Consider the following 14,625-nt stretch of genomic DNA (forward strand, 5'->3'; position numbering starts at 1 on the left):
AAAAAGATGTATATATTTTCATTTGAAAAGCTGAAGGTTTGGCAAGAAGATATAGATCTCTCTGTTGAAGTTTATAGTATTACCAAAAACTTTCCTACTGATGAAAAATACGGAATTACAAGTCAATTAAAAAGAGCTTCAAATTCAATTTCAGCAAATATAGCAGAAGGCACATCTAGAATTACAAATAAAGACAAAGCACATTTTTCAACAATAGCATTTAGTTCAACTATGGAAGTTTTAAATCATATAATTTTATGTCATAAACTTCAATTTATAAACGAAGAAATTTATAATGACTTGCGTAAGAAAATTTATAAAATATCTAACATGTTAAATGCTCTACGCAAAGCACAGTTAAACAAATAAACAATTACACGATTACACATTAAAAACAATGTACAAAATAGAAGAACCCGTTTATTTTTCCCTGCTCATAATCATTCCAGCAATGATTGTTGTTTTCTTGTTGGTTTTATGGTGGAAAAAAAGAACACAGAAAAAATTTGCTGACTTAAATTTACTTCAAAATTTAGCTCCAAATTCATCCACTTTTAAATCTGTTTTAAAACTGGTATTTTTACTTTTAGGAATTACTTTTTTAGTAATTGCGTTAGTAAACCCTAAAATGGGAACCAAATTGCAAACCGTAAAAAGAGAAGGTGTAGATATTGTATTTGCCTTAGATGTTTCTAAAAGTATGCTAGCAGAAGATATTGCGCCAAACAGACTAGAAAAAGCAAAACAAATTATCTCTAAAACTATTGATAAATTAGGTTCTGATAGAGTTGGTATTATTATTTATGCAGGAAATGCATACCCGCTTTTACCAATAACCACAGATCATGCGGCTGCAAACATGTTTTTACAAAATGCGAATCCAGATATGGTTTCTAGTCAAGGTACAGACATCAATGGAGCTCTAGAATTAGCAAAAACTTATTATAATAATGACGAACAAACAAACCGTTTTTTAATTATTATTTCTGATGGTGAAGATCATCAAGAAGAAACAAAACAAGTAGCCCAAACATTAACCGAAGAGGGGGTAAAGATTTACACAATTGGTGTAGGTTTAGAAAATGGAAGTCCAATTCCTATGCGAGTAAACGGTACTATGATTGGCTACAAAAAAGACAATAAAGGAGAAACTGTACTCACCAAACGCATGCCAGATGTTCTACAAGGCATTGCAGATGCTGCAAATGGCAGTTACATAGATGGTAACATTACAGAAAAACCAGTAACAGTGATTGCTGATATTATTGCTAATGCTGAAAAAAGCGAATTCGAAACAAAGCAATTCTCCGATTATAAAGACCAATTTCAATGGTTTGTAGCTATCGGATTACTATTCTTATTGATAGATATTTTATTATTTGACAAGAAAACCAAATGGTTGCGAAAAGTAGATTTGTTTGATGAAGAAAAACAGAAGAAATAACGCCTTTATTCCTTCCGAGGTACGAGGAAATCTCTTAAAAATTACAACCTTTTTATAAAGTTACATTTTAGATGAGCTGATTAATAATTTTAATCAGCTCATTTATTTTATTTCATTTGTTAGAAAAAACTTTATCAATTACACAATAAAATCTTCCACTCATTAAATAAGGATACTTTTTACCCATAAAATGGGTAAATAATACACACTTAAAAATACTCAAAAAAGATAACCTACTATAAACAAGCTACATACACTAATGGTACATATATTGATTTAATCTTGGTACAAAAAGTCCTAAACAAACACCATCATGAAATCAACAGCATTTAATTTAAAATTACATAATAATAAATTCTCTATAGAAGACAGAAAAACTTCTCCAATTAACTTTAGAGCGGTTATTGTTCTTGTTAGTTCATTTGTTATAATGATTGGTGCCGCTTTTGCAGTTTATTTATTACAAGATGATTTTTCAAAATTTAATTTTGAAAGATTAAACAATAGTTTCGGAGCTGTATTTTTTAATCTTGCAGCTGTATTATTTGTTTTTACATCATTAACCTTTCTTTACGATGTATACTTATATTTTAAATACAAACCTATTGAGTCTGTAAGTGATGAAGAACTGCCAACAGTTACCGTTATTGTACCAGCGTATAACGAAGGGAAGCAAGTTTGGGCTACCTTAAAAAGTTTAGCTAAAAGTGATTATCCTAAAGAAAAATTACAATTATTATCTATTGATGATGGTAGTAAAGATGATACTTGGGAGTGGATGAAAGAAGCTAAAAGAATTTTAGGAGATCAAGTAACCATTATGCAACAGCCTAAAAACATGGGGAAGCGTCATGCTTTATACCGTGGTTTTAATATGGGAACAGGAGAAATTTTTGTTACAGTAGATAGTGATTCAATCGTTAAGGAAGACACACTACGTAACCTAGTAAGCCCATTAGTTGTAGATGAAAAATGTGGAGCAGTGGCTGGTAATATTCAAGTACTGAATAATAAAAAAGCTTTATTACCAAAAATGCTAAATGTAAGTTTTGTAATGAGTTTCGAATTTAAACGTTCTGCTGAAAGTAGTTTAAACTCAGTATTATGTACTCCTGGTGCTTTAGCTGCTTATAGATCAAACGCTGTTTTTGCTTGTTTGCCAGAGTGGATAGATCAAAAATTTATGGGGAAAGCTTCTGATATTGGAGAAGACAGAGCATTAACTAACATGATATTAAAGCAAGGTTACAGCGTTTTATTTCAAAGAAATGCTTTTGCTTACACAAATGTACCAGAAGATTATAAAGGTTTATATAAGATGTTTATTAGATGGGGAAGAAGTAATGTTAGAGAAAACATTGCAATGTCTAAATTTGTATTTACAAACTTTAAAGAAGGAAACAAGTTCGGATCTAGATTATTATTTTTTACACAATCAATTAAAATGATTATGTCTTATCCTTTCTTAATATTTATGTTATATTTTATAATTGCACATCCAGCATTATTTATAAGCTCTACGTTATTAAGTATTTTAATAATATCTACTTTTCCAGTACTATTTTATGCAAAAAGATATGATTTTAAAGAAGCATTTTGGGCGTATTCATATAGTATACTATATACTTTTGGGTTGTTCTGGATTACTCCGTATGCCATTGCAACAGCAGGAAAAAGTGGTTGGTTAACTAGAGAAATAGCCGCTTAAGTAGCATAAAAACAACATATAAATAATTCTACCCCCTATTTTGTAGAATTATTAAGAAAACATCCAGGAGGCTCTTTTATAGAGCAAACTGGATGTTTTTATTTGTAGAAAATTAAACACAATACTTTTCATCCCAAACCACTTCATTATACAATAAGTTCATTAAAAGCAACCTAAAACAATGAATATTAGGCTCCTTAAAAATAACAACTTATTAACAAAATTCTTTTTTTGAATACCTTACTTTTGTAATCATTACTTTTATGTAAAAAGATACAAATTATGAAAGAAGTTAAAGATAACATGAAGATCTTACAGTACATCCTTATCGTTTTCTTGATGCTATTTTCACCGAAAGAAATTTTAGCACAAAAAGACTCTATTGCCTTACAACGAGAAGCTAGAAAGTTGTTAAGACAGGGAAATGATTTATACAATAAAAAGCAATTTACAGATGCTTCAGTTGCGTATCAGAAATCATTAGCAAATAATACAAAATACGATAAAGCATCATACAATTTAGGTAATGCTTTATATGAAAATAATAATTTTAAAGAAGCGGTACCACAATACGAATTAACCGCAGAAACTGCAAAAGATAAATTTACAAAAGCAGAAGCGTACCATAACATTGGTAATGCAATGATGGAGCAAAAACAATATCAACCTGCTGTAGATGCCTACAAAAATTCGTTAAGAAACAACCCTAATGATGATGAAACTCGTTATAATTTAGCCGTTGCTCAATCCTTACTAGAAAAGGAAAATCAGGATAATAAAGACGACAAAAACAAAGACAACAAGGATAAAAAAGATCAGGACAAGAAAGACAAAGACGATAAGAAAGAAGGAGACGACAAAGATAAAAATAAGGATAAAGACAAGGATCAAAAAGACCAAAAGGATAAGGACGGCAAGGGAGATGATGAAAAAGATAAGAATAAAGACCCTAAAAAAGATGAGAAAAAGGAACAAGAAAAGCCTAAGCCTCAACCAGGAAAAATGTCTCCAGAACAAGTAAAGCAATTGTTAGAAAGCTTAAATAACGAGGAAAAGAAAACTCAAAAGAAAATGAATGCTCAAAAAGCGAAAGGCAAAAAAGTAAAACAAGAAAAAGATTGGTAGAAAACTACCCTTAATCTTAATTGAAGCTAGCGTACATCATATTCTAAAAATTAGTTTGTTTAAAAAATAAGTACAAAATTGAATACCTATAAAATTAAAATAATAAATAAAACTCAAGAGTGGCTCTCACAAATGGGGAAAGTTAGAGGTGCCTTTATGCTTATATTTTGTTTAGTAACCACTTTTGTAGCTGCTCAAGAAGCTACCCTAACAGCAACTGTAAGTAAAAATAAATTGGCAGTAAACCAACGTTTACGAATTGAGTTTACCATTAATAAACAAGGTGGAGACAATTTTTCTCCTCCTAAGTTTACAAATTTTAAAGTAGTTGGTGGCCCAAGTCAATCTGTTAGTCAGTCTTGGGTAAATGGAAAAACAAGTTTTTCACAATCTTACACCTACGTTCTTCAACCAAATAAAAAGGGAGAATTAACTATTGGAGAAGCTAGTATTAAAATTTCTGGTAAAACCATAAAATCTGAAGCTATAAAAATTATAGTTTTAGATGCTGTAGATATTCCTAAAAACCCAAATGACCCAAATTATATTGCACAACAAAACATTCATTTAGTAGCAGAAATATCTAAATCTAGACCTTATGTAGGAGAAGGTATTTATGTAGAATATAGATTGTATGTTAGCGAAAATGTTAGTGTGTACGATACTAATGTTACAGAAGCACCACAATATAATGGTTTTTGGAACCAAGCCATTAAAATAAGTAATTACCCTGTAAAAATGGGAAAATACAATGGCGAAGATTATAGATACATTGTACTTCAGAAAGCATTATTGATACCTACAAAAACAGGGAATTTAACAATAGACCCCATGAAAATGGATATTGTTATAGGCGTTCCTACAGGTAGAGCAGATTTTTTTGGAAATGTAATTACAAGAAATGTACAAAAAGAATTTGCATCGGCTAAAAAAGTAATTAACCCAAGAAGTCTTCCTTTACAAGGGAAACCAACAAACTTTACAGGTGCCGTTGGTGATTTTAATTTTGATGTTACTCTAAGTAAAGAGGTTTTAAAAGCAAATGAAAGCTCTCAAATTAAAGTGGCTGTTTCTGGTAAGGGAAATTTAAAGTTGTTTGAATTACCAGAGGTAACAACTCCTGTTGAGTTAGAAAAATATCAACCAGAAAGAAAAGAAAAAGTTCAGGTAAATTCTAGTGGAGTTTCTGGTGAAATATCAGATTTATATACCGTAGTTCCACAATATAAAGGAAAGTATAAAATACCGAATGTTTCTTTCTCTTATTTTAACCCAAATGAACGAAAATACCATACAATTACAACAGATGATTTCTTTGTAGATGTCTTAGAAGGAAAAGAATTAAAACCTGCAATAGATACAAATGCTACGCAAAAACAAGATGTGGTTTCTACAGGTAATAATTTTAGATACATACAAACAAAAAGTAATTTAGAACTTGTAGACACAGAAGATTTCTTTAAGTCTAACTTGTTTTACATTTTGTTATTGTTGCCGTTAATAACAATTCCTATTGGTGTTTTTATTGCTAAAAAAGCAGAAGAAAGAAGTAATGACCTTATTGGAAATAAATTAAGAAAAGCAGAAAAATTAGCTAAAAAATATTTGTCTGAAGCGCAAAAACAACTAGGTAAAAAAGAAGCTTTTTACGAAGCCTTAGAAAGAGCGTTACACAACTACCTAAAAGCAAAATTAGGTATTGAAACAGCAGATATTAGTAAAGAAAAAATTACAGAAATTTTAGAAAATAAAAAAGTTGAACCAACAACAATTATTCAATTTATAGAAGTTTTAAAACATTCTGATATGGCACGTTACTCACAGATAACAAATACAGAAATGGAAGCTGAATTTGAGCGTGCTAAACAAGTTATTGTTCAATTAGATAAACAATTATAACCTATTTCCTAGAAGGCTTCAAAACCTTTTAAGTATATTTCAATATAGACTATTTCGAATGAAAAGAATATTTTTTTTATTGTTGATAATTGCCAATTCGGTTACTGCACAAAATGTAGATAGCTTATTTGTTTCTGCAAATATTTTATACAAAGATGGTAAATTTAGCGAGGCAATTGAGTTCTACAAACAAATAGAAACTAAAGAATTAGTATCATCAGAATTGTATTACAATTTAGGTAACTCTTATTACAAGCTTAACAAAGTTGGACCAGCTATTTATTATTATGAAAAGGCGTTAATATTAGATCCTTTAAATGCTGATGTAAAAAACAACTTGGTTTTTGCACAACGTTTAGCATTAGATAATATAGAAGAATTGCCAAAAACTGTTTTACAAAAATTTAAAGCAAATTATTTACAAAAGTTATCTTACAACCAATGGGCAATAGTAGTTGTAGTATTTTCGATTTTAGGTAGCTTCTTATTTTTACTCTTTTATTTTGCTGATGGACCTACTAAAAAAAGGTTCTATTTTACAACAAGTATTATTAGCTTTATACTTCTTATTGCATCATTATTTATCACTTATAATCAATATAATTTTGCGCTTAACAATAAAGAAGCTATCGTTTTTGCAGAAGAAACAGACGTTAGAAATGCACCTACATTAAACTCCGAGGAAATATTTACGTTGCACGAGGGAACTAAAATTATAGTTTTAGATGGCGTGGATGAATGGAAAAAAGTTAAAATTAATGATGGTAGATTAGGTTGGATACACGCTGAAGACATTAAGTTATTAAACGATATTTAATTTTTTTTTAACACTAAATACAAAAAGCTTTCTTAAATTCGCAAAAAAAATACTTGAAAGTTAAAGTAGCACTTTTCTTTATATTGATATTTTCCTCCCTATTAATTACGCCTACAGTAATTAGTTTAATTGACAGTACCCAAGACATTTCTGTCTTAATTAACATGAATGAGGAAGAAGAAAATCATGGAAAAAACACTTTAAAAGAAGTAAAAATTATTCCTTATTCTGATGTTTCTATCTCTTTTAGAAAAAATCAGAAGATAAAAAATGTACGTTACAGATCTAAAAACTACATTTCTGAATACCCAAAGATAGTTACTCCTCCACCTAAGTTTGTACTATAACTTCTGTACAAAAAAACAAAATTTATAAAACTTAACAAATAGCTCTACTCTAAAAAGAATAGAGTAAAAATATATTACATATGTTTAAAAATATTAAAAATGACTTACCTGCAAGTATTGTAGTGTTTTTCGTAGCATTACCATTGTGTTTAGGTATTGCATTAGCAAGTGGTGCACCATTATTTTCTGGAGTTATTGCAGGTATAGTTGGTGGTGTTGTTGTAGGAGGACTAAGTGGCTCTAAGCTTGGTGTTAGTGGACCTGCAGCAGGTTTAGCAGCTATTGTATTAACTGCCATTGCTACTTTAGGTAGTTATGAAAACTTCTTAGTAGCTGTAGTTTTAGGTGGAATTATTCAAATAATTTTTGGCTTTTTAAAAGCAGGAGTTATTGGTTATTATTTTCCTTCATCAGTAATTAAAGGAATGTTAACCGGTATTGGAATTATCATCATATTAAAACAAATACCAAACTTTTTTGGTTATGATGAAGAATCTGCTTGGGATCTAGAGTTTTTTGAAATTGATGGTGGAAATACATTTTCTGAGCTTGTTAAAATGTTTAGTAACATAAACCCAGGAGCTGCTTTAATAGGTTTTTTAAGTTTAGCAATTATACTTTTTTGGGACATTATTTTAAGTAAGAAAGCAAAAATATTTAAAGTTATACAAGGCCCATTTATTGCTGTGGTTGCAGGAATTATATTTTATACGCTTACTCTAGGTGATGAAACACTTTCAATTGCTAGTAAACATATGGTAAGTGTACCAATTCCAGAGGATTTAAGTTCTTTTATAGGGCAGTTTAGTTTTCCTAACTTTTCAGTTATTTTTCAACATGAAGTATGGATTGTAGCATTTACGATTGCTTTGGTTGCTAGTTTAGAAACTTTATTAAGTGTAGAAGCTTGTGATAAATTAGATCCAGACAAAAATGTAACACCAACCAATAGAGAATTATTGGCACAAGGAACTGGTAACATTATTTCTGGTTTAATTGGTGGATTACCAATTACACAAGTAATTGTAAGAAGTTCTGCCAATGTACAATCTGGCGGAAAATCAAAATTATCTACCATTTTACACGGTATTTTATTATTGATATCAGTAGTTTTAATTCCTACTTTATTAAATAAAATTCCATTAGCCGTATTAGCTTCAATTCTTTTAGTTGTAGGATACAAATTAGCAAAACCAGCTCTTTTTAAACAAATGTATAAATTAGGTTGGAAACAGTTTATTCCTTTTATAGTTACGGTTGTAGGTATTGTTTTTACAGATTTATTATCAGGAATTGCTTTAGGTCTTTTAGTAGGAATTGTTGTGATCTTATTAAAAAGTTACCAAAACTCTCACTTTCTTCACATTGAAGACAATAGTAACGGTAAACATAAGATAAAAATGACCTTAGCAGAAGAAGTAACTTTCTTTAATAAAGGAGCAATTTTAAAAGAATTAGACAGCTTACCTGGAGATTCTTACTTGGAAATAGACCTTATTAAAACAAGGTATTTAGATAATGATATTATAGAAATTCTTGAAGACTTTTTATACAAAGCCAAAGAAAGAAATATTGACATTAAACTTATATCTAAACGAGGAACAGTAGAAAACCCAAAAAGTTTTATTAATTTCTTTAAGGAAAATCCAAAGTCTAGTATTAGTTTAAGTTAAAACTAAGTCGACTAAAAAAGAATATAAAAACCAAATAGCATCTAAACTACAAATACTGTAAGGTAATAGATAACGGTGCTAAATTTTAAAACAAATAATTATTGAAACAAACGTTTCTTTAATACAAAACATAAAGAACATGAAAGCACATACTAAAGAAACACAAGCAACAATGACGCCTAAAAAAGCGTTAAATTTTTTAACAGAAGGAAACCAAAGATTTCAAGATAACTTAAAGGCACATAGAAACTTATTAGAACAAGTAAATGATACAAGTACAGGTCAATTTCCTTTTGCTACAATTTTAAGTTGTATCGACTCTAGAGTTTCTGCAGAGTTAATTTTTGATCAAGGTTTAGGAGATGTTTTTAGTATTAGAATTGCAGGTAACTTTGTAAACCAAGATATTTTAGGATCTATGGAGTTTGGTTGTAAACTTGCTGGAACAAAACTTGTTGTAGTTCTAGGACACACAAGTTGTGGCGCCATAAAAGGTGCTTGCGACAATGCAAAATTAGGAAACTTAACTGCAATGCTTAACAATATTAAACCAGCCGTAAACGCTGTTTTAGAGCCAAAAGAAGCTAGTTCTAGAACATCATCTAACTTAGATTTTGTGGATAATGTTGCTGCCAGAAATGTAGAATTAACGATTGAAAGAATTAGACGCGAGAGTGAAGTTTTAACAACAATGGAAGAAAGTGGTGAAATTATGATTGTTGGAGCTATGTACAATATTAATGATGGATCTGTTAATTTTATCAATTAAAAAATAAAACAGCTTAATAAAAGAGGGAGCACAAGCCTCTTTTATTAAGTTATAATAATTACCTTTCCATTATTAATGCACAGCATAATCATATATAAATGTGCAATTAGAAAAAGTATAAACTAAAAAATACTAACTAAAACTTTAATAATGAACTTAGAAACTGTATTTAAGAACAATGAAAATTGGGTTAAAGAAAAATTAGCTACAGATAAAAACTATTTTGAAGAATTAGGGAAAGGTCAAAAACCAGAGTTACTATACATTGGTTGTTCAGACAGTAGAGCTACCGCAGAAGAACTAATGGGAGCAAAACCTGGAGAAGTTTTTGTGCATAGAAATATTGCGAATATGGTTATTAGTATAGACTTAAACGTAATGTCTGTAATTAATTATGCCGTAGATCATTTAAAAGTAAGCCATGTTATTGTTTGTGGCCATTATGGTTGTGGTGGCGTTAAAGCTGCTATGCAATCTGCAGATCTTGGTATTTTAAACCCTTGGTTACGTAATATTAGAGACGTGTATAGAATTCATGCTACAGAATTAAATGCTATTGAAAACGAAGAAAAAAAATACGAACGTTTGGTAGAATTAAACGTAAAAGAACAATGTGTAAACCTTATTAAAACAGCGGCTGTACAGAAAGCATATAGAGATCGTGGTTTAAAAGTACATGGTTGGGTTTTTGATGTACATACAGGTAAATTAATTGATCTAAAAATTGATTTCGAAAAATACCTAAATGATATTATGAAAATTTATCATTTGGATTAAAAAATAAAACCCAAGGAAAATTCCTTGGGTTTCTTATTGCCGTAAAGTTTATGCAATTTTTATAAAGCTTTATCTTGTTCTTCTTCCTTTATTATTGATGGAAAAATAGTAGGTGCTACCTTTTTAACTGGAGCATATAAAATAGATTCTTGCAATGTTTCCTTTTCTACAAAAGGAATTGTATCATTCATTTTACCAAAAAAAATGAAAACAACACTTAGTATCAATCCTATTTTTAAGGCGCCAAATACACCACCCAATATTTTATTTAAAATTCCTAAAGAAGCAAAATCTGCTATTTTAGTCAATGCTTTTCCTAGCAGTGCAATTACTAAAATAATTATAACAAAAGTAACGGCAAAAGCCGCTAAAGAAATATATTCTGGATTCCAAGAAACATACTCTTTTAAAAAATCTGAAACAAAATAAGAGAAATGAATTGCACCATACACACCACCAATAAGTCCTACCAAAGAAGCAACTTCAACAAATAAGCCTTTTAATAACCCTCTAACAAAACCAAAAAGTAATAAAGAAGCTATAACAATGTCAAAAATATTCATGAAATTAATTTTATCAAACCTACATAATTTTTTGTCAATTTAAAAATGCCAGTTGTATCTTTACAACTTATAAAAAAAGTAAGATGCCAAAAACACTCACCTTAAAAGAAAAATGGGAATTGTTAGTTAGTAAATTAACCAATCAATTTGCAGATGGAGACGAATTAAATATGGATGGAATTATCTATTTAATTGGTGTACAAGAATTAGGACAAGGACAAAGAGAATTTAAAAAAGACGAAAAAGTAAACCTTATGCATATTGCCATTTGTAAGCTTTTAGAACCTTATGGCTATTACGAATTCGATTATTATGATGATGATACTTGGCCACATTATAAAACACTAACAGAGTTACCAAACTTAAAACCTGGTGAACAAACGGTATTAATGAAAGAAGCTATTATTAATTATTTTGAAGCTTTAAATTATTAATAAGACTTTAAAATAGAGAAATAGTACTTTTGGTATGCTTCTTGAAAATAGTTTAACAAGACCAAAAAATCAATTTAGAAAGATGAAAAAAATACTCGCTCTTATATTCTTAATTTCTTCATTTGCACAAGCACAATATACTGTTAACGGAACCATGTCTCCTACAATAGATACAGATTGGGTTATTTTATACAAAATAGAAGGAGCAACACAAAAGTTTATACAAAACACAAAAATTAAAATAGATTCTGTTGCTATTCAAGGAAAAAAACAAGCAATAGGTAGCTTTAGTTTTACACTTCCAGAAAACACAAAAGTAGGTTCTTATAGAATAACGTATAGATTGGAAAATGCAGGTTTTCTAGATTTTGTTTTTAATAAAGAAGATGTAAATTTTGGTTTTCACCCAGAATACGCAAACCAAACAGTCACTTATACAACCTCTAAAGAAAACATGTTGTATAAGGATTATGTAGATACAATTTCTACAGCACAAGCAACATTAGACTCTATACAAGTTGCAGTTTTACAAAACCAAGGTTTAAATTTAAAAAACGAATACAAAGAGGCTTTAAAAAAGGTAAATAATATTCAGAAAGGGTATTTAGAAGCTTCAAACGGAATGTATGTACAGCCTTTTATTAAAGCCTCAAAAAGAAATAATCTTCCAGAAATAATAGAAACTCCAGAGAACTATATGTCTAATATGATTGATTCTTTTTTTGACCCTATAGACTTTAATAACAAAACGCTAGTAAACTCTGCTTTTATTACAGATAAAATTACCGATTATGTTTTTTACATCAATTACTCTCCAGATCCAGCAACACAACAAAAATTATATAAACAATCTGTAGATAAAGTTTTTTCTAAGATTGGTAACATTTCTTATAAAAAGGAAATCATTGAGTTTTTAATCAACCAGTTTGAATCGGATATGAACCTTGAATTAATAGATTATTTGTTTGATAACTATTATTATAAATTACCTACTAACTTACAAGACAAAGAGTTTAAAGAAGGAAAAGAGGCGTTATTTGCTGCAGAATTTGGCCGAATTGCACCAGATTTCACATGGAAAGAAGACGGCAAACAATTAACCCTTTCTAAATTAAATGATGCAGAAAACTATCTATTAATTTTCTGGAGTACTACGTGCTCACATTGTTTAACCGAAATACCACAAGTACATACCTTTTTAACCGAAAACGACCAAGTAAAAGTAATTGCTTATTCTTTGGAGAGTGATAGTTACGGTTGGAATAGTTTCAAGAAAACATTACCAAATTGGCACCATGTTTTAGGTTTAAATAAATGGGAAAATAAAACTGCTAGAACTTATAACATTGTTTCTACTCCTAGCTATTTTATTTTAGATACTAACAAAAAAATCATTGCAAAACCAGAACATTTTAAAGATGTAAAACTATTTTTTAATAAGAAATAATGACTAAAAAACTACTTATTCTTTTAGTTTTATTTATTCATTTTTCTGCTGCAAGTCAACAGTTTTTTAAAATTGATGATACTGCTCCAGATTTTAAGTTATGGCTTACAGACGGCAGTCAATTAACAAATAATGACACCAAAGAAAAGGTAGTTGTTTTAAAATTTTGGTTTACCTCTTGCATGCCTTGCCTAACAGATATTCCTAAGTTAAACAACCTTGTAGAAGAGTTTAAAAAGAGAGATGACATTCTTTTTATTGCACCTGCTTTAGATAGAAAACCTGTTATAGAAAAATTGCTAAAAGTGCATCCATTTAGCTTTAAAATAGCCTATTCTGCGATGGATGTTAGTCAGAAATTTAATAAACAACAAGTTTATCCATCCTATTTTATCATCAACAAAAAAGGGAAAATTGCATACATAGATAGTGGCAGTAAAAAATCTAATGACAAGGATTTAAGAAAAGCTATTATTGAAGCATTAAAGTAATTACGTTTTCTTATTCTTTGCTTGCTTTAAAGAAGTAATCACAATACCAATGACTACTAAAAATGCTCCTAAAAACTGAAGTAACGTTAATCTTTCTCCTAAGAAAAAAGAGGCTAAAACAATAGTAGATATTGGCCCAACACCAGCCACAATTGCAAAATTTGAGGAGCTAATCATTTTTATAGAAGTACTTACTAAAAACGAAGGAATTACCGTTGCAAAAACAGCAATTAAAAGTCCGAAACCATATACTTGCCAAGGCAAATTAAACAAATCTGTTTCTCCCATAAAACTAAAGTGTATAAACACACAAAAACAAGAAACTAACATGGCATACGCTGTAAATTTTACAACTCCGAATTTAGGAATTAACCAACCACTTCCAACCAAATAAGAAGCATAGGTTATAGCGCTTAAAAGCACAAAAAAGCCTCCTAAATAAACGTTGTTTCCAGAAACATCTACTTCATCAGAAAAAGCAATTACAATTCCTAAATAGGATAAAAAGATGGCTAAAGCTTGAAATTTAGTAATCGGCTGCTTAAAAAAAAGTCTATTTAATAAAATTACAATTGTGGGGTACACAAATAGAATAATACGTTCTAAACTCGCTTTAATATAAGTTAAACCCTCAAAATCGAAATAGCTTGCTAGATAATAACCTACTACCCCAAAAAATACCACCCAATAATAATCACTTTTGGTAGTTTTGATCTCCTTATTTTTATTTCGGTATAAATAGGCAATCACTACGTAAAACGGAAAGGAAAATAACATTCTTAACAACAACATGGTTATTGCATCTACATTATACTTGTATGCAAGCTTAACCATTACCGCTTTAGAAGAAAAAAGCACAATGCCCAAGACACCTAAGAAAACACCCAACCAAAAGTTTTTTTTCATCATAAAACGAAACTAAAACTTACCGTTTTATAAAGTTGTTTTAGAATTAAACAATTACGATGTTCAGAAAGACATCTACGCCATTAATTCTGAGATTTAGATTTACCTAAATACGTTTAGCACTATAAAATATCGATTGTCAAAAACTTAATAAACAACCTTGATAAACTACACTGGCAAGGAGTATGCTTCCGATACTAATACTTTTCATTTATAGGAAAGTCT

Annotated in this window: 15 protein-coding genes; 13 read left to right on the plus strand and 2 right to left on the minus strand. The window is 29.7% G+C overall.

Features of this window, described 5'->3' with window-relative positions; translation table 11 throughout:
* Positions 1–6 precede the first annotated feature (6 nt).
* The 10 genes from H0I27_RS00280 to H0I27_RS00325 all read left to right on the plus strand — a co-directional run bounded on the left by H0I27_RS00280 (position 7) and on the right by H0I27_RS00325 (position 10,559).
* Positions 7–369 carry a four helix bundle protein gene (locus H0I27_RS00280; protein ID WP_218731968.1) on the plus strand — a complete coding sequence of 121 codons (363 nt, stop codon included), beginning with the start codon at positions 7–9 and terminating at the stop codon, positions 367–369.
* A gap of 28 nt (positions 370–397) precedes the next feature.
* Positions 398–1,444, plus strand: a complete 1,047-nt coding sequence (locus tag H0I27_RS00285) for a VWA domain-containing protein (RefSeq protein WP_218731969.1) — start codon at positions 398–400, stop codon at positions 1,442–1,444.
* 313 nt (positions 1,445–1,757) lie between these two features.
* Positions 1,758–3,152, plus strand: a complete 1,395-nt coding sequence (locus tag H0I27_RS00290; protein ID WP_218731970.1) for a glycosyltransferase family 2 protein — start codon at positions 1,758–1,760, stop codon at positions 3,150–3,152.
* A gap of 282 nt (positions 3,153–3,434) precedes the next feature.
* The gene (locus H0I27_RS00295) at positions 3,435–4,277 is read left to right on the plus strand and encodes a tetratricopeptide repeat protein (protein ID WP_254713115.1); all 843 of its coding nucleotides are present in this window, start codon (positions 3,435–3,437) and stop codon (positions 4,275–4,277) included.
* A gap of 132 nt (positions 4,278–4,409) precedes the next feature.
* On the plus strand, positions 4,410–6,176 hold the full coding sequence (locus H0I27_RS00300; protein WP_254713116.1) for a BatD family protein: 1,767 nt from the start codon (positions 4,410–4,412) through the stop codon (positions 6,174–6,176).
* Between the two features lie 58 nt (positions 6,177–6,234).
* Positions 6,235–6,993 (plus strand): SH3 domain-containing protein, encoded by a 759-nt coding sequence (locus tag H0I27_RS00305; RefSeq protein WP_218731971.1) that lies wholly within the window; start codon positions 6,235–6,237, stop codon positions 6,991–6,993.
* A 53-nt stretch (positions 6,994–7,046) separates the two neighbouring features.
* A complete protein-coding gene (locus H0I27_RS00310) occupies positions 7,047–7,340 on the plus strand; it encodes a hypothetical protein (RefSeq protein WP_218731972.1) in 294 nt (97 codons plus the stop codon).
* 80 nt (positions 7,341–7,420) lie between these two features.
* Positions 7,421–9,013 carry a SulP family inorganic anion transporter gene (locus H0I27_RS00315; RefSeq protein ID WP_218731973.1) on the plus strand — a complete coding sequence of 531 codons (1,593 nt, stop codon included), beginning with the start codon at positions 7,421–7,423 and terminating at the stop codon, positions 9,011–9,013.
* A 139-nt stretch (positions 9,014–9,152) separates the two neighbouring features.
* Positions 9,153–9,782, plus strand: coding sequence for a carbonic anhydrase family protein (locus H0I27_RS00320; protein WP_218731974.1), 630 nt, complete (start codon positions 9,153–9,155; stop codon positions 9,780–9,782).
* A 150-nt stretch (positions 9,783–9,932) separates the two neighbouring features.
* Positions 9,933–10,559, plus strand: coding sequence for a carbonic anhydrase (locus H0I27_RS00325; protein WP_218731975.1), 627 nt, complete (start codon positions 9,933–9,935; stop codon positions 10,557–10,559).
* A 59-nt stretch (positions 10,560–10,618) separates the two neighbouring features.
* Here the strand turns inward: H0I27_RS00325 and H0I27_RS00330 are convergent, their stop codons facing one another.
* Positions 10,619–11,122, minus strand: coding sequence for a CvpA family protein (locus tag H0I27_RS00330; protein WP_165731485.1), 504 nt, complete (start codon positions 11,120–11,122; stop codon positions 10,619–10,621).
* 83 nt (positions 11,123–11,205) lie between these two features.
* On the opposite strand from H0I27_RS00330, the gene H0I27_RS00335 reads away from it, so the two are divergent.
* The 3 genes from H0I27_RS00335 to H0I27_RS00345 all read left to right on the plus strand — a co-directional run bounded on the left by H0I27_RS00335 (position 11,206) and on the right by H0I27_RS00345 (position 13,494).
* The gene (locus tag H0I27_RS00335; protein WP_165731484.1) at positions 11,206–11,556 is read left to right on the plus strand and encodes a hypothetical protein; all 351 of its coding nucleotides are present in this window, start codon (positions 11,206–11,208) and stop codon (positions 11,554–11,556) included.
* 82 nt (positions 11,557–11,638) lie between these two features.
* Positions 11,639–13,003: a thioredoxin-like domain-containing protein gene (locus H0I27_RS00340; protein WP_218731976.1), complete on the plus strand. Its 1,365-nt coding sequence runs from the start codon at positions 11,639–11,641 to the stop codon at positions 13,001–13,003.
* Positions 13,003–13,494, plus strand: a complete 492-nt coding sequence (locus tag H0I27_RS00345; protein WP_218731977.1) for a TlpA disulfide reductase family protein — start codon at positions 13,003–13,005, stop codon at positions 13,492–13,494. The genes H0I27_RS00340 and H0I27_RS00345 overlap by 1 nt, the downstream gene beginning before the upstream one ends.
* Here H0I27_RS00345 and H0I27_RS00350 read toward each other — a convergent pair whose 3' ends face one another.
* Positions 13,495–14,403 (minus strand): DMT family transporter, encoded by a 909-nt coding sequence (locus H0I27_RS00350; RefSeq protein WP_218731978.1) that lies wholly within the window; start codon positions 14,401–14,403, stop codon positions 13,495–13,497.
* Between the last annotated feature and the right edge of the window lie 222 nt (positions 14,404–14,625).

Origin of the sequence: Polaribacter sp. HaHaR_3_91, assembly GCF_019278525.1 — a bacterium.
GTDB lineage: Bacteria > Bacteroidota > Bacteroidia > Flavobacteriales > Flavobacteriaceae > Polaribacter.